At 68.4% G+C, this 19,621-nt stretch carries 18 protein-coding genes; 13 read left to right on the forward strand and 5 right to left on the reverse strand.

Features of this window, described 5'->3' with window-relative positions; translation table 11 throughout:
* Positions 1–68: 68 nt before the first annotated feature.
* Together U9J66_RS20395 and U9J66_RS20400 are read right to left on the reverse strand one after the other, a co-directional pair.
* On the reverse strand, positions 69–659 hold the full coding sequence (locus tag U9J66_RS20395) for a hypothetical protein (protein ID WP_014911702.1): 591 nt from the start codon (positions 657–659) through the stop codon (positions 69–71).
* 100 nt (positions 660–759) lie between these two features.
* Positions 760–1,023, reverse strand: a complete 264-nt coding sequence (locus U9J66_RS20400) for a WhiB family transcriptional regulator (RefSeq protein WP_014911313.1) — start codon at positions 1,021–1,023, stop codon at positions 760–762.
* 788 nt (positions 1,024–1,811) lie between these two features.
* Here U9J66_RS20400 and ectA point away from each other — a divergent pair.
* From ectA to U9J66_RS20460, 12 genes are all read left to right on the forward strand, one after another.
* Positions 1,812–2,321, forward strand: coding sequence for a diaminobutyrate acetyltransferase (gene ectA, locus U9J66_RS20405; protein ID WP_081536567.1), 510 nt, complete (start codon positions 1,812–1,814; stop codon positions 2,319–2,321).
* 91 nt (positions 2,322–2,412) lie between these two features.
* The gene (ectB, locus tag U9J66_RS20410; protein ID WP_014909366.1) at positions 2,413–3,678 is read left to right on the forward strand and encodes a diaminobutyrate--2-oxoglutarate transaminase; all 1,266 of its coding nucleotides are present in this window, start codon (positions 2,413–2,415) and stop codon (positions 3,676–3,678) included.
* Between the two features lie 189 nt (positions 3,679–3,867).
* A complete protein-coding gene (locus tag U9J66_RS20415; RefSeq protein WP_014910344.1) occupies positions 3,868–4,269 on the forward strand; it encodes an ectoine synthase in 402 nt (133 codons plus the stop codon).
* Between the two features lie 485 nt (positions 4,270–4,754).
* Positions 4,755–5,594, forward strand: a complete 840-nt coding sequence (gene ehuB, locus U9J66_RS20420; RefSeq protein ID WP_014908683.1) for an ectoine/hydroxyectoine ABC transporter substrate-binding protein EhuB — start codon at positions 4,755–4,757, stop codon at positions 5,592–5,594.
* 14 nt (positions 5,595–5,608) lie between these two features.
* Positions 5,609–6,337 (forward strand): ectoine/hydroxyectoine ABC transporter permease subunit EhuC, encoded by a 729-nt coding sequence (gene ehuC / locus U9J66_RS20425; protein WP_026125308.1) that lies wholly within the window; start codon positions 5,609–5,611, stop codon positions 6,335–6,337.
* Positions 6,337–6,975 carry an ectoine/hydroxyectoine ABC transporter permease subunit EhuD gene (ehuD, locus tag U9J66_RS20430; RefSeq protein WP_042282037.1) on the forward strand — a complete coding sequence of 213 codons (639 nt, stop codon included), beginning with the start codon at positions 6,337–6,339 and terminating at the stop codon, positions 6,973–6,975. Before ehuC ends, ehuD begins: the two co-directional genes overlap by 1 nt.
* A complete protein-coding gene (gene ehuA / locus U9J66_RS20435; protein WP_017536203.1) occupies positions 6,962–7,795 on the forward strand; it encodes an ectoine/hydroxyectoine ABC transporter ATP-binding protein EhuA in 834 nt (277 codons plus the stop codon). The genes ehuD and ehuA overlap by 14 nt, the downstream gene beginning before the upstream one ends.
* A 187-nt stretch (positions 7,796–7,982) precedes the next feature.
* The gene (locus tag U9J66_RS20440; protein WP_161111231.1) at positions 7,983–8,918 is read left to right on the forward strand and encodes a CPBP family intramembrane glutamic endopeptidase; all 936 of its coding nucleotides are present in this window, start codon (positions 7,983–7,985) and stop codon (positions 8,916–8,918) included.
* Between the two features lie 168 nt (positions 8,919–9,086).
* Positions 9,087–11,192: an RNA degradosome polyphosphate kinase gene (locus tag U9J66_RS20445; protein ID WP_326338411.1), complete on the forward strand. Its 2,106-nt coding sequence runs from the start codon at positions 9,087–9,089 to the stop codon at positions 11,190–11,192.
* Complete coding sequence (locus U9J66_RS20450) at positions 11,189–12,181, forward strand: NUDIX hydrolase (RefSeq protein WP_326338413.1); 993 nt, start codon at positions 11,189–11,191, stop codon at positions 12,179–12,181. The genes U9J66_RS20445 and U9J66_RS20450 overlap by 4 nt, the downstream gene beginning before the upstream one ends.
* A 57-nt stretch (positions 12,182–12,238) precedes the next feature.
* The gene (locus U9J66_RS20455; protein WP_014913443.1) at positions 12,239–12,676 is read left to right on the forward strand and encodes an SRPBCC family protein; all 438 of its coding nucleotides are present in this window, start codon (positions 12,239–12,241) and stop codon (positions 12,674–12,676) included.
* A 202-nt stretch (positions 12,677–12,878) separates the two neighbouring features.
* Positions 12,879–13,574 (forward strand): M50 family metallopeptidase, encoded by a 696-nt coding sequence (locus U9J66_RS20460; protein WP_014912420.1) that lies wholly within the window; start codon positions 12,879–12,881, stop codon positions 13,572–13,574.
* 78 nt (positions 13,575–13,652) lie between these two features.
* Here U9J66_RS20460 and U9J66_RS20465 read toward each other — a convergent pair whose 3' ends face one another.
* The 3 genes from U9J66_RS20465 to U9J66_RS20475 all read right to left on the reverse strand — a co-directional run bounded on the left by U9J66_RS20465 (position 13,653) and on the right by U9J66_RS20475 (position 18,033).
* Positions 13,653–14,006 (reverse strand): STAS domain-containing protein, encoded by a 354-nt coding sequence (locus tag U9J66_RS20465; RefSeq protein ID WP_014909058.1) that lies wholly within the window; start codon positions 14,004–14,006, stop codon positions 13,653–13,655.
* A 581-nt stretch (positions 14,007–14,587) separates the two neighbouring features.
* Complete coding sequence (locus U9J66_RS20470; protein ID WP_202421546.1) at positions 14,588–16,834, reverse strand: hypothetical protein; 2,247 nt, start codon at positions 16,832–16,834, stop codon at positions 14,588–14,590.
* 104 nt (positions 16,835–16,938) lie between these two features.
* Positions 16,939–18,033, reverse strand: a complete 1,095-nt coding sequence (locus U9J66_RS20475; protein ID WP_326338415.1) for a CaiB/BaiF CoA transferase family protein — start codon at positions 18,031–18,033, stop codon at positions 16,939–16,941.
* A 399-nt stretch (positions 18,034–18,432) separates the two neighbouring features.
* On the opposite strand from U9J66_RS20475, the gene U9J66_RS20480 reads away from it, so the two are divergent.
* Positions 18,433–19,617, forward strand: a complete 1,185-nt coding sequence (locus U9J66_RS20480) for a resuscitation-promoting factor (protein ID WP_161111235.1) — start codon at positions 18,433–18,435, stop codon at positions 19,615–19,617.
* Positions 19,618–19,621 lie beyond the last annotated feature (4 nt).

Genomic DNA, 19,621 nt, shown 5'->3' on the forward strand with positions numbered 1-19,621 from the left:
GGTGCGACCGTGCTCGCCCGGCTCTTTTCGCCGGTCCCCGGAGCACACCGAGGGAACGCGGGGAGCGTTCACGACGGGATGGGCGGGGACGTGGGCGAACCGGGGGGCCCACGGGGGCCGTGCGACGCGCGGACGGCGAGGGAGAACAGGCCCTTCGAAGGGGACGCGGGCGTTCGTCCGGGAGGGTCGAACGCGAGATCGGGAACGCGGAGCAGCCGCGGCAGGGCCCTGGAGACGGCGGAGGTCAGGGACCATAGCGCCGATTCACCGTGGGCCAGGAGCGCGGCGGCGAGCAGGGCGGCCCACAGGTGTGCGAACAGCATGCCCGGGGCGAAGCCGAGTGTGTGGGTGAGCAGCCCGTGTCCGCTGTGGTCGATCCCCGTGTCGAGGGCGATCGGAAGCGGGCCCGCCGAACCCTGGAGGGTCAGGTGGAGGGCGATCTGCGCGAGGGCCAGCACGGCGAAGATGTCGCCGAACCCCCGCATGACGCGGGTGAAGCGCCACAGAAGGCAGAAGAGGAGGAGCGTGGCCAGGGCGAAGCCCTCGACCCCGGCCGGGGTGGCGGCCCAGAGGTTGTGACCTCCCCAGGCAAGCCCGGTGCACGCGCCGGCGAGGAAGGCCGTGCGCGTGAGACGGAGCGTGCCGTGAGCGGGTCGCACGTTAGAGAACCTAGGCCGTGCCCTCCGGCGCCGCAAGACGGTGACCGGGGACATGGGAAGACCGCCGGGCGCGTGGCGCACCCGACGGCCTCACCCGGGGCTATCCCGCCGGTACCAGCTCGCGGCGCATGTAGCGACGCTGCTCGGGGGTGGTGCCACCCCAGACTCCATGAGCCTCACCGGCGCGAAGGGCCCACCGCAGACATTCCGGGCGAACAGTACAGCTGCGGCAGACGTCGAGTGCTTTCTCCGTGTCGATGCGACCGATCCCGGTGCTGCTCACCGGGAAGAAGATCTCAGGGTCGTATGAGCGGCAGTTCCCCTGCTCGACCCAGTCCTCGCTCTCGTGGTACAGGCGGTTCACGAGTGCCTCCGATCCCTGGTCAGTGGTCCGCACCGTGGATCCCACGGTGGGTCAGCGAAGTTGGTGTCCACGCTGCCGTCCCAGGTTTGCGACCCTTCTGGGCTGCGGCGAAGCGGTGCGACTAATTGTAGTACTACATGAGGTCGTACTACAGGAAGTCTGCTCCAAAATCCGAGAATCATCAAGGACGTCCGTCGGGGAGGAGGGGGCTTCGGGCCCCGTTCGCGAGGTGGGCGAGGGGCGAAAGGGGCGAAGGGGGCGGCCTCTCGACCCGTTCCGAGGCCGAGGGATTTTCCTGCGTACAGCCGCTTTCGGAGCTCGGAGCGCGTACCGTGTGACGTGGGCCGCAGTCCTTCGAGGGCGTTATGTCGCTAGGTTCCCACCGAATTCATGTGACTTAACGCACGCTTAATATCGCGCTCCGAGGCTCTATGTTTGACCCTGACGCCTAGAGGCGATCGGCCGGACGGTGGGCGCCTCCCCCGGGTGAACCGGGTCCGGAAAGGATCGCGAACCCCCTGATGGACAGGGGGTGCGCGGGCCGCTCCACCGCTACCGCGCGTCATCTGCGAGTGTCGGCCGAGGTCGCCGAACACTGCTAAATAGACGAGCCATACCCGCGCCCTATCTGTTCAAACATCTGCGCGGAATCTCGCTGAAACTCTTTTGGTCTTCGTTCGCTAAGTTCGGTCGACGTGCCACATCTACGAACGAACCTCGAAGCACACGACCGAAACGACGACGGAGCCCCGGGCTCCGAAACCGCCGAGGCCGTGGGCCGTGGGGACGTGCGCTTGACCCACCCCTCCCCGGAGGACGGGCCGCACATGTGGCGGTTGGCCGGCGAGACGGGGATGGACGTGAACTCTCCGTACGCCTACACGCTCTGGTGCCGGGACTTCGCCGCGACCAGCGTCGTGGCGAGGGACGCCGACGGGCGGGTGGCGGCCTACGTCACCGGTTACGTCCGTCCCGACAGCCCGGACACGTACTTCCTCTGGCAGGTGGCCGTCGACTCCGCTCACCGTGGTCGGCGACTGGCCCGCCGGATGCTCGACTTCATCGGCGAGACCTTCGCCGAGCAGGGACTTCGGTACCTCGAAGCGACCGTCACCCCGGACAACAAGGCCTCTCGTGCCCTCTTCGCCTCGTTCGCGAGGGACCTGGGGACCGAGGCCGAGTGGAGCCCGCTCTTCACCGAGGAGCACTTCCCGGCCGGCGGGGGCGAGAACCACGACCCCGAGGACCTCGTGCGCATCGGCCCCATCGGCCCCGAGCCCACCGCCTCCGACGACTGACCGTCCGTACCGGATCGAACGCGATCCTGACCCACCCCTCGTCTAAGCCCTGAGCCCACGAAGTTGGGGAAAGGAATCAAGGAACATCACGATGGAGACCTTCCAGCGCCTCGAGTCCGAAGTCCGCGGATACTGCCGTAGCTGGCCGGTCGTCTTCGACAAGGCGGTCGGTTCGCACGTCTATGACGAGAACGGCAAGCCCTACCTGGACTTCTTCGCCGGGGCCGGTTCGCTCAACTACGGGCACAACAACCCGGAGCTGAAGAAGTCGCTCATCGATTACCTGACGGACGATCGCATCGTCCACAGCCTCGACGCCTACAGCGTGGCCAAACGCGAGTTCCTGAAAACCTTCGAGGAGATCATCCTCGAACCGCGCGGACTCGACTACAAGATCCAGTTCCCCGGCCCGGCCGGGAACAACGCCGTCGAGGCGGCGCTCAAGCTGGCCCGGAAGTACACCGGACGCCAGACCATCATCAACTTCACCAACGGCTTCCACGGGATGACCCTGGGCGCCCTGGCCGTCACCGGCAACTCCATGAAGCGCGGTGGCGCCGGTGTGCCGCTCGACCACGTGGCGACCATGCCGTTCGACAACTACCTCGACGGCAAGACCCCGGACTTCCTGTGGCTGCGCAGCCTGCTGGAGGACAGCGGCAGCGGACTGGACGCCCCGGCCGCCGTGATCGTGGAGTCCGTCCAGGGCGAGGGCGGCATCAACGTCGCCAGCGCCGAATGGCTCCGCGGGCTCTCCGAGCTCTGCAAGGAGTACGGCATCCTGCTCATCCTGGACGACATCCAGATGGGCTGCGGTCGTACCGGCCGGTTCTTCAGCTTCGAAGAGGCCGGGATCACCCCCGACATCGTCACCCTGTCCAAGTCCATCAGCGGCTACGGTCTGCCGATGGCGCTCACGCTGTTCAAGCGGGAGCTGGACGTGTGGGAGCCGGGTGAGCACAACGGCACCTTCCGCGGCTTCAACCCGGCCATGGTCACCGGCACGGAGACGCTGCGTCGCTACTGGACCGACGACTCCTTCGCCGAGGCCACCCTGGCCAAGGGCGCCATGGTCGAGGCCCGTCTCTCGGAGATCGCCTCCGAGTACGGCGACTTCGGCGCCCACGTGCGCGGCCGCGGCCTGGCCCGCGGTCTGGCGTTCGAGACCGAGGGCATCGCCAAGAAGGTCGCCGCCGAGTCCTTCCAGCGGGGCCTGCTCCTGGAGACCTCCGGTCCCCAGGACGAGGTCGCCAAGCTCCTGCCGCCGCTCACCTCGACCGAGGAGGAGCTCAACGCCGGTCTGGACATCATGGCCGACGCCGCCCGGGCCGCCGTCAAGGTCGCCCAGCCGGCGTGACGAAGTGCCCGGGATCCGTCCCTCCACCCCGACGCGCGTCCGTGCGTCGGGGCGGGGTGGAGACCGGGCGTCCGAAGGACCGACCACCGAATTCTTCGGGGCCGGTCGGTGTCTCCGTGCGGGACATCGGTCGGCCCCGTACCGTGTAACCAGCGCACTCTCCGCGCACCGGCACGTTAGGAGACCCAAGTGATCGTTCGCAGTCTGGACGAGATCAACGACACCGACGCCGACATCAAGACCGAGAACTGGCGCAGCCGTCGGATCGTCCTGGCCAAGGAGAAGGTGGGCTTCTCCTTCCACGAGACCGTGCTGTACGCGGGCACCGAGTCCACGTTCTGGTACGCCAATCACGTCGAGCTCGTGCACTGCATCGAGGGTGAGGCCGAGCTGACCAACGAGGAGACCGGGGAGAAGCACATCATCACCCCGGGCACCCTCTACCTGCTCAACGGCCACGAGAAGCACACGGTCCGCCCCAAGACCGACTTCCGTGTCCTGTGCGTCTTCAACCCGCCCGTGACCGGGCGCGAGGTCCACGACGAGAACGGCGTCTACCCGCTGGTCGTCGAGGAGGAGGCCCCCGCCTGATCCAGGGCGAGGGTCGTACGACCGAAGGGCGGGGTCCGCGTACGCGGACCCCGCCCTTCGTCGTCGCGAGGGTGGACACCCCTGGGTGACGGGTGTACGGACCCTGGGTCACCCCGCACAGGTGACCGGGGTGAAGAGGGTTCTTACAAAGGACACCTGATGGCCTGAAGCTCATAACCAGTGCATAACGGACCAAAGGTGTCCCGTTACTGAGGGGCGGGCTCGGGGAGGGAGACCCCGTACCAGTGCCGTCGTCCCCTGTTCCCGGGTGACGGACGGGGCCGTGGACCACACCACGGCAGCAGCCCACACGAGGCGATCCACATCATTCGAACGTCGCGGAGCCCTCGCCCCCCTCTTCTTCGGGCGAAGGCGCCGCTCTCGCGAGTATCCGAGGAGCAGTCGTGAAGAAACAGGGACCAGCGCGTCGGCGGGGAACCTGGGGCCGCAGAGACGCTTTCCGCCTGGGTGGTGTCGGGCTCGCCGTGGCCGGTCTCTCGGCGTGCACCAGGGTCGACGGCAACGGTGGAGCGAACGAGGACGGGAAGTCGACCCTGGAGCGACTGCGTGAGCAGGGCTTCGTCGCGGTCGGTCTGGCCAACGAGATCCCGTTCGGTTTCGTCGACGACGCCGGTGACCCCGCGGGGCAGTCTCCCGCCGTCGCCCAGGCCGTCTTCGAGGAACTGGGGGTCCCCGAGATCCAGGCCTCGCCCGTCAACTGGGACGGTCTGATCCCCGGCCTGGACGCCAACCGTTTCGACGTCCTCGCCGCCGGTGTGTTCATCACCCCCGATCGCTGTGGCCAGGTCGCCTTCACCGAGCCGACCGCCACCTCTCCCGAGGCGTTCATGGTGGCCTCGGGCAACCCGCACAACATCCAGCACTTCGAGGACTTCGCGGACAACCCCGACCTCAAGCTCGCCGTCCTCAACGGTTCCGTGGAGCAGACGTACGCCGAGTACTTCGGGGTCCCCGACGGCCAGATGGAGCTCATCGGCAATCAGACCGCCGGTTACGAGCTGCTGGAGTCCGGCCGTGTGGACGCGGTCTCCATGCTGAGCGTGTCCCACCACTACCTGATCCAGGAGCGCGGCGGCGACTTCGAGGTCTCCGAGCCCTTCTTCCCCGTCATGGACGGCAAGGAGGAGAAGGGCTGGGGCGGTCTGTGCGTCCGTCAGGACGACACCGAACTCCTGGAGGAGATGAACCGGGTCATCGCGGAGTTCACCGAGAGCGGTCGTCTGCTCGAGCTGGGCGAGGAGTGGGGCTTCACCGAGGACGACCTCCCCGACGGCACGAGCACCGCTGAGCTCTGCGAGGGCTGAGCCCCGTGGAACAGATCGAATTCCTCATAGAACGGTTGCCCAGGTTCCTCGACGGCGCCTGGGTGACCGTTCAGCTCACCCTCGGGGGGAGCGCGCTGGCCTTCGTCCTCGCCATGGTCTTCGGGATCATGGGGACGGCCGGCCACTGGTTGCCCAGAGCCGTCTCCACGGTCTACGTGGAGGTCTTCCGGGGCATCGCCGCCCTGGTCCTGATGTTCTGGATGGCCTACGCACTGCCCGTCGCCACCGGTTTCCAGCTGGACGACATGTTCGCGGCGATCCTGGCGTTGGGGCTCAACGTGGGAGCGTACGGCGCCGAGGTCGTGCGCTCGGCGATCAACGCGGTGCCGAGGGCCCAGGTCGAGGCGACCGTCGCTCTGAACCTCTCCTGGTTCCAGCGGATGCGCCTGGTCGTGGTCCCTCAGGCCTGGGCACAGATGCTGCCGACCTTCGGCAACCTGGTCATCGAGTTGATGAAGGCCACGGCCGTGGCCTACCTGATCGGTGTCGCCGATCTGGCCGCCGTCGCGCAGCAGTTGCGTGAGGCCACGGGCGAGACGGTGGTCGCCTACTCCGGTGCCCTCGTCCTCTACTACCTGATCGCGCAGGTGCTCATCCTCGGTATGCGACTGCTCGAACGCCGCGCCAACCGGAAGCTGGGCCGGGTGACGCCCGGGGGCGGCGGTCCGCTGTCCCTGCTGAGACCGCCCTCGGTCGGAACACGAGTGGGGGTGGCCAAGTGATGTTCTGGGATTTCGAGTGGACGTTCCAGATCATGCCGGACCTGCTCTCCGGCCTCTGGGTGACCGTCCAGATCACGGTGATCGCCTATCTGATGGCCCTGGCCCTGGGCCTGGCCATCGCGATCGTCCGGCGAGTGCCGATCATCGGCTCCCTCCTGCACTTCGTCATGGAGTTCATCCGGACGACACCGCTGATCATCCAGTTGGTGTTCGTCTTCCTCCTGGCGCCGTCGACGGTCTCGGGCATGACCGTGGGCATCCTGGTCCTGGGAGTGCACTACTCCTCGTACACCGCCGAGGTGTACCGCTCGGGTATCGAGGGCGTGTCCAAGGGCCAGTGGGAGGCGGCACGCGCCCTGAGCCTCCCCACCACCCGTACCTGGGGGGCGATCGTGCTGCCCCAGGCGATCCGCAAGGTCATCCCCGCGCTGGGCAACTACCTGATCGCGATGTTCAAGGACACCCCGCTGCTCTTCGCGATCGGTGTGGCCGAGCTGCTCACCGAGGCCCAGCGTGTGGGCAGCGCCGACTTCCGCATCGTGGAGGCCTTCACCGTGGTCGGGTTCCTCTTCCTCCTGGTGAGCATCCCGTCCGCGATCGTGATTCGACGACTGGAGAAGCGATATGCCGCCGTCTGATACCCCCGAGAACACGACGACACCGGGTGTCGAGGGCGACGCCGACGGCCCGTTGATCGTCTTCGATCAGGTCGTCAAGCGTTTCGGCGATCTCACGGTCCTGGACCATCTGGACTTCTCGGTCGCCCCCGGTGAGCGGGTCACGCTCATCGGACCGAGCGGTTCGGGCAAGACCACCATCCTGCGTCTGCTCATGACCCTGGAGAAGGTCACCGAGGGCCACATCTGGATCCAGGGCGAGCCCTTCAGCCACATGAGGAGGGGCTCCGCGCTGGTGCCCGCCAACGAGGGCCACCTGCGTCGGCGGCGCAAGCGCATCGGCATGGTCTTCCAGCAGTTCAACCTGTTCCCGAACATGACCGTTCGCAAGAACATCATGGAGGCCCCGGTCCACGTGTTGGGCGTGGGCAAGGACGAGGCCGCCCAGCGGGCCGAGGAACTCCTGGAGCTGGTGGGACTGGGCGACAAGATCGACGCGCACCCCACGCAGTTGTCCGGTGGACAGCAGCAGCGGGTGGCGATCGCGAGGGCGCTGGCCATGCGACCGGAGATCCTCCTCTTGGACGAGGTGACCTCGGCGCTGGACCCGGAGTTGGTGGCCGGTGTGCTGGACGTGCTGCGGGAGGTGGCCGAGACCACCGACATCACGATGCTGTGCGTGACCCACGAGATGGGCTTCGCCCGCGATGTCTCCCACCGCGTCCTGATGTTCGATCAGGGGCGGATCGCCGAAGAGGGGCCGCCGGAGCAGATCTTCGGGGATCCCCGGGAGGAGCGGACCAAGTCGTTCCTCAAGTCGGTCCTGGACAACGGGTACTGAGCCCGTTCCCGTGGGGCGCCCGCCCGGTCGTGTCGACGATCGGGCGGGCGCCCTCGTCATGTGGGGCATCACCGGTGTGGCGCCCTCGTCGGGACCCGGCAACGACATACCGTAGTCATTAAGTCGCTTTTAGTTTTCCCTGGTGCAGAATGTGTGTTCTGAGACAGGGGGGACTCTTGTGACCATAGTGCGAAGATGGGGGCTCGCGTGGACGCTCGGTGTCGCGGCGGTCCTCATCATCGGGCCACTGATCCTCAGCCCCGTCCTTCGCTCCGAGGTCTTCGGGGACTCGGCCGTCCTGCTGCTGATCTCCTGGATACCGATGCTGGTGGCGTGCGTCGTGGCCTGGGGGTTGTCGCGGGGGCTGGGGCGACGGGACGAGCTGGACCGACGCGTGGTGGGGGCCATGGACGGCCACCCCCTCAACCGGGAGCTGCTCTGGCAGGGGCTCATGCTCATCGGCTTCATCCTGTCGATGATGCTGATCTCGGGGGTCCTGCGGGTCTACGGCGAGGAGACCGGGACCACCCCGGACCTGGCCATGTCGGCCTCGCTGGTGTCCCGACTCCTGTTCCTCTTCGCGATCCCGCTGCTGATCCTGGACCGTTCCGGCATCACCGTCGAGGGCAAGGGCACCGCCATGCCCGCGATCGCGCTCGGGGTGAGCGAACCCTGGCGCTGGCTGGGCCTGGCCCCCGTCGCCCTGGCGGTCGGGATGATGGGCTACCTGATCCTGCCGCACATCGGGCTGCCCCCGCCGTCCTTGACCCTGTACGCGATGCTGTTCGCCTTCGCCCTGATCGCGGTCTGCGAGGAGATCTTCTTCCGATGCATGATGCAGACCCGGTTGGAGATCCTCCTGGGCCGTTGGGGCGGCATCGTGATCACCTCGGCGGTCTTCGCGCTGACCTACGCGCTCATCCAGCCCTATGACGCGGTGGCCCAGCTGCCGCCGGAGCACGACCTGACGCACGACATCGGCATGGCCATGCTCACCTACGGTGCGGCGAGCGTGCTCTACGGATACCTGTGGGCCTGCTTCCGCAACACCTGGATCAACGTCCTCATGCGTCTGGCGGTCTTCGTGCTGATCCTGCCGCCGGATCTCCAGATCGGTATCTGAACCGGCGCCACCTGCGAAGTCTTCGCGCCATGGCGGAGATTTCACCCGGTACGACCCGAGGGTCATCGGGCATATGGGTAGAGAAGACCCACAGGGGTCGCACCGCGGTCATCTTCCCCTTGCGGGAGTGTCACCGTGTGGTCATGGAAAAGGGGGAGTCTGCCCACTGTGAGCACGGAATCAGCGCCGACAGAGGCGGAACTCGGCACCGCGGAACTACCGTCCGACAGGTTCATGGACCGGGAGGAGGGGTGGCTCCGTTTCAACCAGCGGGTCCTCGAACTGGCCGAGGACGAGGACATACCGCTGCTCGAACGGACGCGATTCCTCGCGATCTTCTCCAGCAACCTCGACGAGTTCTTCATGGTCCGGGTCGCCGGCCTCAAACGGCGCCTGGCCACCGGCCTCTTCGTCGCCTCCTCGAGCGGCCACCACCCCCGGGATCTGCTGGAACGCGTCTCCAAGGTCACCCACGAACTCGTGGTCCGTCAGATCGCCTGCTTCGAGGAGAGCGTCGCCCCCGCCTTGGCGGAGGAGGGCATCGGCATCGTCCGCTGGAACGAGCTCGACACCGCCGAGCGCGAGTACCTCCACGGGTACTTCCGCCGCTCCGTCTACCCCCTGGTGACACCGTTCACCGTCGACTCGGCCCACCCCTTCCCCTACATCTCGGGCCGCTCCCTCAACCTCGCCGTCACCGTTCGGGATCCGGACGACGACCGTCAGATGTTCGCCAGGGTCAAGGTGCCCGCCTCCCTTCCGAGGTTCATCGAACCGGCCACGAGCAGCGGTGGCCGATACGTCCCGGTCGAGGACATCATCGCCGCCCACCTGCCCCAGCTCTTCGAGGGCATGCACGTGGTCGAGCACCACGCCTTCCGGGTCACCCGCAACGCGGACCTGGAGGTCGACGAGGACGAGACCGACGACCTCGTGCAGTCGCTGGAGAACGAACTCCTGCGCCGTAGGTTCGGTCCCCTCGTGCGATTGGAGGTGGAGCGGACCATCAGCGACGAGGTCCTGGCCATCCTCACCGAGGAGCTCGGCGCCGAGGAGGAGGAGATCTATCGGGTCCCCGGGCCGCTCAACCTGGCCGGGCTCGCCCAGATCGCCGACGCGGACCGCCCCGACCTGCGCTATCCGCCGATGGTCCCGGGCGAACCCCGCTCGCTCACCTCGGGAGACCTGTTCGCCACCATCAGGGAACGCGAGGTCCTGGTCCACCACCCCTACGAGTCGTTCGCCACCACCACGGAACGGTTCCTCTCCCTGGCCGCCACCGATCCCAAGGTCGTGGCGATCAAACAGACCCTGTACCGGACCAGCGGTGATTCCCCCATCGTCGAATCGCTCATCGAGGCGGCCCGGGCCGGCAAGGAGGTCGTGGTCCTGGTCGAGGTCAAGGCCCGCTTCGACGAACAGAACAACATCCAGTGGGCCCGCAAACTCGAACGCGCGGGCTGCCACGTGGTCTACGGCGTGGTCGGACTCAAGACGCACTGCAAGTTGTCCATGGTGATCCGTCAGGACGACGACGGTCTGCTCCGCCGCTACTGCCACGTCGGCACCGGTAACTACAACCCGAGCACCGCGCGCGTCTACGAGGACCTCGGTCTGTTCAGCGCCGCAGACGAGGTGGGCGAGGATGTCAGCGACCTGTTCAACAGCCTCACCGGGTTCTCCCGTAAGAAGCACTACCGACGACTCCTGGTGGCGCCCGCCGCCCTGCGACAAGGGCTGCTGCGACAGATCGACGAGGAGATCGCGGCCGCCCGCGAGGGTGGTGCGGCACGTGTGCGGATCAAGGTGAACTCCCTGGTGGACGAGGAGATCATCGACGCCCTCTATCGGGCCTCCCTCGCCGGGGTCCGGGTCGACCTGTGGGTCCGGGGGAGCTGTGTCCTGCGCGCGGGGGTCCCCGGGCTCTCCGAGAACATCCACGTCCGCAGTATCCTCGGCCGTTTCCTGGAGCACTCCCGCGTGTTCGTCTTCGAGAACGGAGGCCGCCCCAAGGTGTGGATCGGCAGCGCCGACCTGATGCCCCGCAACCTGGACCGACGTGTCGAGGCGCTGGTCAGGATCGCCGACCCCGAGCAGTGCCGGAGGCTGGTGGGTCTGATGGACCTGGCGATGGCCGACGGAACCTCCTCCTGGCGTCTCGAACCCGACGGTTCGTGGACCCGGGTCACCCACGACGAGAACGGACAGCCCTTGATCGACCTCCAGGAGGCCCTGCGCGGCGACCGTCACCTGCGGGTGGTGGACGGAGGATGAGCGGTCACGGGACCGGCTCCGGGAACGGTACGACCGACATCAGGGTGACCAGCGCCTTCCCTCCCCGGGACACCGCGGTGGGCGGATACCTGGAACCCATCCGCGCCGGTGGGGCGGTGCTGTGGCGTGACGGGGACCGGGGGCGCGAGATCGTCCTCATCCGCCGTCCCGGTCGCGGCGACTGGTCCCTGCCCAAGGGCAAGCTCAAGAACGGTGAACACCCCATCACGGGCGCGGTACGCGAAGTGGAGGAGGAGACGGGGCTGAGGCCGTTGCTCGGCCGTCGGCTGCCTCCCCAGCGCTACCTCAAGAACGGTTGGCCCAAGCAGGTGGAGTGGTGGGCGGCCGTTCCCGAAGGGGGCGGCGGGGCGATCGACTACGAGCCCAACGAGGAGATCGAGGCCGTCGAGTGGGTCCCGGTCCAGGAGGCGCGGGAACGGCTCACCTACGACCACGACGTCCAGGTCGTCGACAACTTCCGCGCGGGCCCCGCGGAGACCTTCCCGATCGTCCTTCTGCGGCATCTGTCCGCGGGGGAGAAACGCGCCTGGGCCGGTGACGACCTGCTGCGTCCGCTCGACGAGACCGGCAGGGCCGACGCGGCGGCCCTGCCGGACGTCCTGGCCGCCTACGGGCGGCCGCGCGTGGTCTCCTCGGCGGCGGCCCGTTGCGCGGAGTCGCTGCTGCCGTACACGGTCGGGTTCGACGCGCCCATGGTCACCGAACGGGCCCTCACCGTGGGCCGGGGTGGCCGAGGGTACGACGTCGACGAGGCCCGACGGGTGTTCGCGGAGATCATCACGGAGAGAAGGCCCACCGTCGTGTGCACCCACGGCGAACTGGTCCCCGCGCTGATGGCCGAGGCGCTCACCCGTGCCGGCGCCCCCTTGTCCCAACAGTTGGGGCTGCGCAAGGGGTCGTTCTGGGTACTGCACATGTCCGTCGACGGCGGGCTCGCCGGTGTGGAACGCCACGACGTGCGGGAATGAGGACCGTCCCCACCGACCCGGGTCGGAGCGCTCCCGAGCCGGTGACATGATGCGTGCATGGCTGAACACATGGTGGCCCGGAGCATCGTGATCGACGCTCCGGCCAAGAGGATCTTCGACCTGATCGCCTCGCCGGGGAAGCACCCTCTCCTGGACGGCTCCGGCACCGTCCTGAAGGCGGTCTCCGGCCCGGAACGGCTGGAACTCGGCTCGGAGTTCGGCATGGACATGCGGATGATGGGGCTGCCCTACCGGATGACCAACCGGGTGGTGGAGTTCGAGGAGAACCGGGTCATCGCGTGGAAACACGTGGGTTCGCACCGCTGGCGGTACGAGCTGGAGGAACTCGACGGCGAAGGGACGCGGGTCACCCAGACCTTCGACTACACCTGGGGCCACACGTTCTTCTACATGATGTCCGGCGCCCCGGCCCGGAACGCGCGCTCGATCGAGGGCAGTCTGCGACTGCTCAAGCGCGAGGCCGAGCGGGACTGAGCCGGAGCGTGCTCCGGACCGGCGCCCCGGTCCGTTCGCCCGGGTCGGGACCGGGCCGTCGTAGCACTCGCGCGATGCCCTAAAGTTCGGCAAGGGCCCGCGCGCCCGTGCGCCTCCCGGCCACCGCGGCGTCGGCTGAGCGGGCCCGCTGACGAGGAATCGGTCGACGCAGGGAGTCGGGAGACCAGTGGGTGGAACCAGCTTGGGTGACGTGTGGCAGGACGTGCTGTCCGTCCAACCCCATCCGGATCAGTGGATCATCATCGGGGCGGCCGCGGTGGCCTTGGCCGTCGTCCTGCTCGGTCAGCCCTGGCGGGTGGCGCGCAACGTCGTCACCATCGCCCACGAGGGCGGTCACGCCCTCGTCGCTCTGCTCAGCGGCCGTCAGCTCACCGGGATCCGGCTGCACTCCGACACCTCGGGGGTGACGGTCTCCCGGGGTAGACCCACCGGTATCGGCATGATCCTCACGGTCTTCGCCGGCTACGTCGCGCCGAGCGTCATCGGCCTCCTCGGCATCCTCATGCTGATGGCGGGGAGGATCACCGCTCTCCTGTGGCTGAGCATCGTGGTGCTCGCCGCCATGCTCCTGATGATCCGCAACCTCTACGGCGTGATCTCGATCGTGGCCACCGGCGCCGTCGTCTTCGGCGTGAGCTGGTTCACCCCGCACGAGGTCCAGGCGGCCTTCGCCTACCTGTTCATCTGGTTCCTGCTCTTCGCCGGGGTGCGTCCCGTCATCGAGCTCCAGAGCCAGCGGATGCGTCAGCCCTCCCCGCACTCCGACGCCGACCAGCTCGCCCGGTTGACGGGACTGCCCGGGACCTTCTGGGTGATGGTGTTCCTCTTGGTGAACGCCGCCGTCACCCTCTTGGGAGTGTGGATGCTGTTCTTCTGATCCGAGGGGGCCCGGAGGGCCTTCGGACACGGAAAAGGGGCCCCGCGTGCGGACGCGGGGCCTTCGTCGTCGTGGGGGTCAGGCGCTCTGCGGGGCGGCCAGGGCCTGGGCCACCGAGTCGAACACCGGGATACGGGTGTCCAGGGAGGTCACGCGCAACGTCTGGACGATGCGCGGCTGGGCGGCGGCGATCACCAGAAGGGCCTGCTGCTCCTTGGCGGCCTTGTGGGCACGGATCAGCACGCGCAGGCCGCTGGAGTCGATGAACCTCAGGTCGGTGCAGTCCAGCACCACACGGCCGAAGGGCTGTGTCGTCAGCGCCTCGGTGACCGCGTCCTGGAAGCGGGCCTCGGTGGCCATGTCGATCTCCCCGTCCAGGGTCAGGACACGTCCGGACTCGTGGAGGGTGGAGGAGATGTTCAGGTCGGGCATTGCGACTCCGGCGAACTCGGGCCTTGCCCGATAGGTCGGCGAGGCAGACCATACGTCGCCCCACCGGGGGCGCGTGGTGACCGGTGCGTTGGTTGCGTTGACGCGTGAGCCAAGCTGATGGTTCATCAAGTTCCTTGCGTGGTGCCCCGGATCGAAAGCCGGGGAGGAAACGCCTTTCTCGCCTGGATTACTCGGAAAAGCACAGCGTTCTGGGAACGTTCGGGCCGGGGCCCGAGTTCCCGGTGCCGTGGGTCATCGGCGATGACCGGGTGCTCAAGGGCAGGGAGACTCGGTGTGCGATGGGACGGGACCGCTCGTCGCCACCGTCTTCGACGGCGTTCGGCCCCTTGCACAGGAGAACCCACCGGTGCCGACGGACATTCCCTCGCGCGGGACGACACCGAAGGCGGACGGTCCGGATCCTCCCGCCGGGCCGTCTCCCCGAAAGCTCGGTGCGGTGCCGTGTCACCGGGGTCGTTCAGCCTCGGACTTTACCACAGGGCCGTAGCCTATTCGTGACGTGAGAGACGCCGGGTCGTGCCCGTGGACCTGTCGCTTTCCGTACGCGATGGTGTACACGATCACGCCTTTCGTAGGCATTCCGTTCCGTCGATATCGGTGTCCGGTTCGGGTGACCGCTCCTGTTGCTGGAGCGCCCACACGCACGCCGACAGGGTGAGCGGGACCGCCACGGTCAACGCCAAGGCCGGGATGGCCACACCGGAGTCGTTGGCGGCGAACCCGACGAGCGCGGTCACCAGGGAGCCGGTGAGGCCCGCACGCAGCGTGGGAGCGTACTCGTAGGCCCGCTGGAGCGCCCCGATCCGCCAGTTCGTCGGCCGGTTGAGGGCCGCGAAGAGGAACAGCAGGGCGCCGGCCGAGAGCAGGGTGAGCTGCCAGTTGCCGAGGGTCCCCAACATCGCTCCGAGCTTGCGGGCCAGGACGGTACCGGCCTCCCCGTTCACGACCTGGGCCGCGAACGCGCCGAAGTGGCTGCGCTCCTCGATCGGCCGCAGGTAGTCCATCCAGGACAGAAGGGCGATCACCGTGAGAGAGGTCACGCCGATCACGACCAGGCGCGGCAGGGTGATCCGTATCCCCGCGATCATCATCGTGGTCACAGCCAGCCCCGGGATGAGGGCGATCACGCCGCCGAAGTCGGTGCCCAACCCCGGCCAGCCGACGATCAGGACCGAGGACACCCCGATGATCAGCGTCGTGACCACCGCGGTCCGCCGTCGGCCACGTCCGATCAGCATGTGCGCGATCCCGGCCACCGCCATGAGCATGCCGGTGGCGAAGGTCGCGAACGCGATGTTGCCGATCCCGTAGAAACGTCCCGCCACGATCGGTGAGTATCCGGTGGGGGAGTTCATCTGGAGGTTCGCGCCGAAGCACAGGTCCAGGAACAGCACCAGGGTGGTGGCGCCCGCCACCACCGTCATCGGCCCGAGGATGGTGCGGCGCCAGGGTCCCGCCATCGCCAGCGCCACGACCAGGGCGTCCACGGCCAGTACCGAGGTCAGCAGGGCCAGAGGGGGAGTGGTCGCCGCCCACCACGGGATGAGGTTGGCCAGGTAGCTCGCCACGGGGAAGGCCGCCCCGGCCAGGGCGACGACGCGGGTGATCGACAGGACCAGGGCCCGTTTGCTCCGTTCCCCGTCCGAGTACCGGTGCAGGGCGTAGGCGGCCGCGGCGTAGATCAGCAGCTGAAGGGCGACCAGGCCGCTGAAGAAGCCCGGGATCGAGGCGCCCACGACCACCGCCGCGGTGTTGAAGTCGACCAGTCGACCGATGGCGGCCTCCGTGGTCGCCGGGCGCTGGTCGAGTTGCCAGACCCGTCCTCCCGTGGGCGCGGGGGCCCGCATGCCCAGCGCGTCGAGCACGGTCGCGGTGGTGTCGGTCAGGACCACCAGCCCGGGGCGGCGGGTGGACTCCGAGGCCAGATAGGAGTGCGGACCGGCCAGGCCCTGGGCGGTCATCTCCCCGTTCATGGCGACGGTCAGACGTGAGGGCCCGGTGTCCATGGACACCCCGACCACCATCAGGGAGGAACCGGTGGGAAGCGCTCCGATCAGGGACGACATTCGGGAGTCGAGGGTCTCCAACGCCTCTTCGCGTACCCACTCGGGGACGTCCTCGGGGTCGGGGTCGCCCTCCCCGTCGGTGGTGGTCGCGGGGTCGGGGTACAGGCGGGTGAGCTCGGGCAGCTCCACGACGGCCAGGGACACCCCTTCCAGACGTTCACGGGTGAGCTCCCGTGCCGAGGGCAGGTAGTGGTCGACACGTCCCGAGGTGTCGGCCGCGCCCAGGGCCGCCCCGGGGCCGGCCGCCAAGGTGAGCCCGCCCTCGTCGCGCACGGTCTGGCCGAGCATGCCCACGGGCGCGGAGAAGGGGGAGGCCAGGTTCTGCTCGATGTAGGAGTCGTAGCCCGGAACGGAGGCGCCCGAGCCGTCGCTCACGGGCGCGGGGGCCGGTTCGCACACGGTGAACCGTTCCCGCTCGGACAGGGCGCGCTGGCCGGCCGACACCGAGAGCCAGCCGTCGGTGGGACAGGTCCGGGAGGTGGCGGTGCGGATCGATACGTTGCCGATCGCCCCGTCCCCGGCCATCTCCCACAGGGTGGGCGTGTGCTCGGGGGTGACGTCCTCCCAGAGCAGCCCCGGGATCCCCACCAGGACGACCGGGGCCTCCCGTCCCTTCGGCGCCCTCGGCGTCGGACCCTCGGCGGCCGCGGCGGGCGCCGCGCCCGCGAGGACCGCCGCGGCCAGAAGGAGCGCGCACAGTCGTCCTCCCCAACGCGTGCCGAGCACAGGACTCGGTGACATGGCGGCCCCCCGATCGCACGAATCACCCTCTGGTCGCGCTCACCCTAGTGACCTGCGCGGCTCGTCGTGGGAAAACGATGACAACGGCGATTCCGGGCGTCCGCTCAGTCCGTGACGCCCCAATCGCGCAGAACCTCGTCGATGTCGGGGAGCGGTCCGCCCCGGGTGACCCCTCCGGGGGTCCGATCGAACCGGGGCGCGGGTCCGGCCACGATCCGCCCCTTCTCGCGCACGAGTGAGCCGCGGGAGCGCACGTGCGGATGGTCGGGGGCCTCCTCCATGGACAGGATCGGCATCACGCAGGCGTCGGTCCCCTCGAAGATCCGCCCCCACGCGTCCCGGGTGCGTGTGCGCAGGACCTTCGCGAAGCGTTCCCGGAGCGCGGGCCAGTTCTCGGTGTCCCACTGCTCGGGGAGATCCTCCTCGGCCAGCCCGACCCCTTCCAGGAAGGCCCGGTAGAACTTCGGTTCGATGCACCCGACGGAGAGGTGCCGTCCGTCCGCGCATTCGTAGACGTCGTACCAGGGGGCACCGGTGTCGAGGTAGTTGGTGCCGCGCTCGTCGCTCCACGCGCCGCGCGAACGGTCCTCGTGCACCATCGACATCAACAGGGAGACCCCGTCCACCATGGCCGCGTCGACCACTTGGCCGCGTCCGGAGGTCTGCCGTTCCACGAGGGCGGCGAGGATCCCGGTGATCGTGAACATGGTGCCTCCGCCGAAGTCGCCGAGGAGGTTGATCGGGGGGATCGGGGGGCCGTCGGCGCGTCCGATGGAGTGCAGGGCCCCGTTCACGGACACGTAGTTCATGTCGTGGCCCGCGGTGTGGGCCAGGGGGCCGTCCTGTCCCCAGCCGGTGACCCGCGCGTACACGAGGCGGGCGTTGATCTCGTGGCAGTCGTCGGGGCCCAGTCCGAGCCGTTCCATGACCCCGGGACGGAAGCCCTCCAGGAGGACGTCGGCCCGGCCGATCAGGTCGCGGGCGGTCTCCCGCCCCTCCTCCGACTTGAGGTCGATCCCGACCACGGCCCGGCCCTCGCACATGTGCGGGCCGGGGGCGCCGGAGCGCATGGCCTCGGCGGCCTGAGGGCGGTCGATCCGGACGACGTCGGCCCCCAGGTCGGCGAGGAGCATGCCCGTCATGGGTGCGGGGCCGAGGCCCGTGAACTCGACGACGCGGATTCCGTTGAGGGGTCCCATGGGTGCCTTTCGAACGCGAGCTGACTAGAACGGGGTTCGGTTCATTGTGCAGCCCGAGCGGCGCGGACGCCAGATCCGTCGCGGAGCGCGTCCTGGACACGACGGGTGGAGCCGAAAAGAAGAAAAGGGGAGATATGGCTTAACGGAGCGCCGCGTGGTTCGATTTTCGGCTAATAACAAAAGGAGAACTCGCCCCGATGTTAATGTCGTCCTACTCGCCTTCGCGCCCCTCGTCCTCCTGCGCGGAACCCCCACGTAAGAGGACGTCGAACCCTGCTCTCGAGGGATGGTCGAACGGCGATCCCGATCGCGGGGGACAAAGCCGGCATTCGCCCGGACGGCCCCCGGAACGGTGACAGAACCCCTGCCTTTCCCGTGCCGGAGAAGAGTGAGAAGGTCATGTCCGAAAACCCCGGAAGGAAAAAGGGACGAGGTGGACGTCGCGCCAAGGGACGCAGGCGTACACGCTCCTCCCCGCCCCTCCTCCTGATCGCCGCCTCCGTCGCCGGGGCCCTCGCCCTGGCCTGCGGCGGCACCGCCCTGGCCATGGACAAGAGCGTCACCCTCGACGCCAACGGGGAACGGAGCACCGTCCACACCTTCGGCGGCACGGTCCAGGACGTCCTCGACTCCGCGGGGATCACCCTCGACGACCACGACATCGTCGCCCCCTCCCCGGACACCCCGATCGGTGGCGGAGACCACGTCATCGTCCGCTCGCCGCGCGACCTCACCGTCGAACTCGACGGTCGCCGCCTGGAACATCGGGTCAACGCCGCGACCCTCGGAGAGGGGCTCCGCCAGATCGGTCTGGACCCCGAGGGCGTCGAACTCTCCCAGGCCCACGACACCGCCATCCCCTCCGATGGATTGACCGTCACCGCCGGCCGAGCGCCCCGCATGGTCGTCGTGTACGACACGATCCGCTCCGAGACGCGCACCACCGGAGAGACCGTCGCCGACGTCCTGGAGGCCGCCGGGGTGGAACCGGGCGAGCACGACGTCGTCACCCCCGACCTCGACGAACCCGCCGAGCCCGACATGGTCGTCCACGTCCTGCCCGTGATCGGTGAACCCGAGACGGAGGAGGTGGTCATCGAGGCCGAGATCGTGGAACGGGAGAACCCCGACCTGCCCGAAGGGGAACGCGAGGTCGTCACCGAACCCGAGGACGGCCTCAAGGAGGTCACCACGGCGACCGTCCTGCGTGAGGGGGAGGAGGTCGAACACGCACTCTCCGAGGAGATCGTCACCGAACCGGTGGCGGGGCTGGTGGAGATCGGCACCAAGGTCGAGGAGGCGACCGCGGACCTCCCCGAGGTCGGTGGAGAGGCGGCCGGACTCGACTGGGCCGGGCTCGCCGCCTGCGAATCCGGAGGGGACCCCGCCGCCGTCAACTCGGCGGGCGGCTACTACGGCCTCTACCAGTTCAGTCCGCGGACCTGGGCCTCGGTCGGCGGTAGCGGGCTGCCCTCCGACGCGAGCCCGGAGGAACAGACCATGCGCGCCCAACTGCTCTACGACAGCGTGGGCGGAGACTGGCGGAGCCAGTGGCCCCACTGCGGGATCCACCTCTTCGACTGACACA

The sequence above is a fragment of the Nocardiopsis sp. LDBS1602 genome (genome assembly GCF_035818715.1).
In the GTDB taxonomy this organism is placed as follows: domain Bacteria; phylum Actinomycetota; class Actinomycetes; order Streptosporangiales; family Streptosporangiaceae; genus Nocardiopsis; species Nocardiopsis alba.